Origin of the sequence: Streptosporangium sp. NPDC006013 (assembly GCF_040614275.1) — a bacterium.
Classification (GTDB): domain Bacteria; phylum Actinomycetota; class Actinomycetes; order Streptosporangiales; family Streptosporangiaceae; genus Streptosporangium.
In genome coordinates this window covers 1-2062 of sequence record NZ_JBEXUE010000863.1, presented here as the reverse complement: position 1 = coordinate 2062, position 2062 = coordinate 1, and the positions used below count along the sequence as shown (strand labels likewise).

Annotated in this window: 1 protein-coding gene; it reads left to right on the top strand. The window is 66.7% G+C overall.

What is annotated here, in order from left to right:
- Positions 1-423: 423 nt before the first annotated feature.
- Positions 424-1776, top strand: coding sequence for a hypothetical protein (locus ABZ260_RS50420; protein WP_355632917.1), 1353 nt, complete (start codon positions 424-426; stop codon positions 1774-1776).
- The last annotated feature ends 286 nt before the right edge of the window (positions 1777-2062 follow it).

The following is a 2062-nucleotide window of genomic DNA, read 5'->3' as shown; positions in this document are numbered from 1 at the left end:
CCAACGGATATGCCTTTCACCTGCGCTTATGCAGAGGTCTCAGGCTGATAGGCCAGACCTGAGCCCTGTTGTCCATGCAGGCCAGAGGCATATCCATTGGACTTCCGGCCGAAGCCACGGGGACCCCGACACACGCCCGCCGGAGGCGTCCTGATTGAAGCCGAACCCTGGCCTGTTCACGCTGCCCCGACCCCGTCACGACACAGACAAGCCGCTGCGTCTAGAAGCCGCTGCCGACGTCGGCCCGGATGGCGGAGGCCCAGTGGCCTGCGACCACGTATCCAACCGGCCCGAGACGGTCCGTTGTGCCCGTGGCCACATCCGGCCGCCCGCACGCCCTTGCCAGTAGTGGGGCACGGCCGGATACTCAAGGCCGCTGACGATCTTCGCGGTGGATCCTCCTACGGAATGGGACGTGATCGCATGCCCGATGAAAGCACCAGCCAGGACCAAGCCAGAGCCGAGGCCGACGCCCTCGCCGCTTGGCAGGCCATCCCGTACTCCGTCTCCCACGAGGAGGCGCAGCGGATCTCCCAGGAGTATCTGGACAAGGCCCGCAAGGAATCCGAGGAGCAGACCAGCCGGCTCCCCCAAGCCGACCAAGACAGGGCTCGCCAGATCGAGACGCAGCTGAACGCCAACGGTAGGGCGGTGTACGCCAACGCGAGATGGTGGGGCTTTGAGATCGTCCTCAACGCCGCAGCCGCCCAAGCCGCCGCCGAGATCTCGGAGCTGGTAGGGGAGATCGTGGCCATGGCCATCCGTCCCAGGGCGCTCGGCCGGTTGATCGAGCTCTCCTTCCAGATCCGTTCTCTTATCATCCAGATCGTCGGCAGGGACCACGGTTGTCGGCTGGTGTCGCCCTGGTTCGCCCCGGGGATGCTCCTCCCCATCTCTCTGGCCCCCAGGCAGGACACCTCGCTGTGGTGGACGGCCATGAACACCTCCCACAACTGGAGCGAGAACGAGAGATTCCCCGGCCACCTGTCCAGGTCCAATCCGGCGCTGGCGGAGTTCCGCGGCCGGCTGTACGCCGTGCACCGCGGGGACCGGGACGAATCGCTCTGGTGGACCGCCTACGACCCCGGCAGCAATGAGGGCTGGAGCGACAATATCGCCTTCCCCGCCCATCGCAGCGCCGACGGCCCTGCCCTGGCCGTTTACAACAACTTCCTGTACTGCGTGCACCGCGGCGGCGGCAACGACAGGCGCCTGTGGTGGACCCGCTTCGACGGCAACCGCTGGAGCCCCGACACCCGCATGAACGGCGCGTCCAGCCGAGGCCCGGCCCTGGCGACCTTCAACGGCATGCTGTACTGCGCTTACCGGGACGCCAACAGCGATCAGATGTGGTGGACCCGCTTCAACGGCACCAGCTGGAGCAACGACCAGCCGTTCGGCAGCCACTTCACGGCCTCCAACCCCGCTCTGGCCGTCTACGCTGGCGTGCTGTATTGCGTGTTCCGCGGCGGCGGCTCTGACCACTTCCTGTGGTGGACCAGTTTCGACGGCACGCGCTGGAGCACCGCCCGTCGGCTGCCCGCCCACCGGAGTGCGGAGGGCCCTGCCCTGGCCGTCTTCAACAACAGGCTGTACTGCGTGCACCGCGGCTCCGGCGACCAGAGCCTGTGGTGGACCCGCTTCAACGGCTCCAGTTGGAGCGCCGACACCCGGCTGCCCGACCACCTGAGCGCCCAAGGCCCCGCCATCGTCTCCTACCGCGAACCCTACGGCACCGAAGACCAGCTCTTCTGCGTCCACCGCGGTCATGGGTAGAAGCCGCCACTGCCGCCCGCGAAAAGACGTGCTGCGCGTTCTTCGCCTTCCACATCACCAGCGACGGCGAGCAGGTGATCTGGGACTGCGCCGTCAGCGACAACGACGCCGCACGCGCCCTGCTGAAGGAGTACTACCTCCTGCCCGACACCGCAGACCGGGGTCCCCGTAGCTTCGGCCGGAAGTCCAACGGATATGCCTCTGGCCTGCATGGACAACAGGGCTCAGGTCTGGCCTATCAGCCTGAGACCTCTGCATAAGCGCAGGTGAAAGGCATATCCGTTGG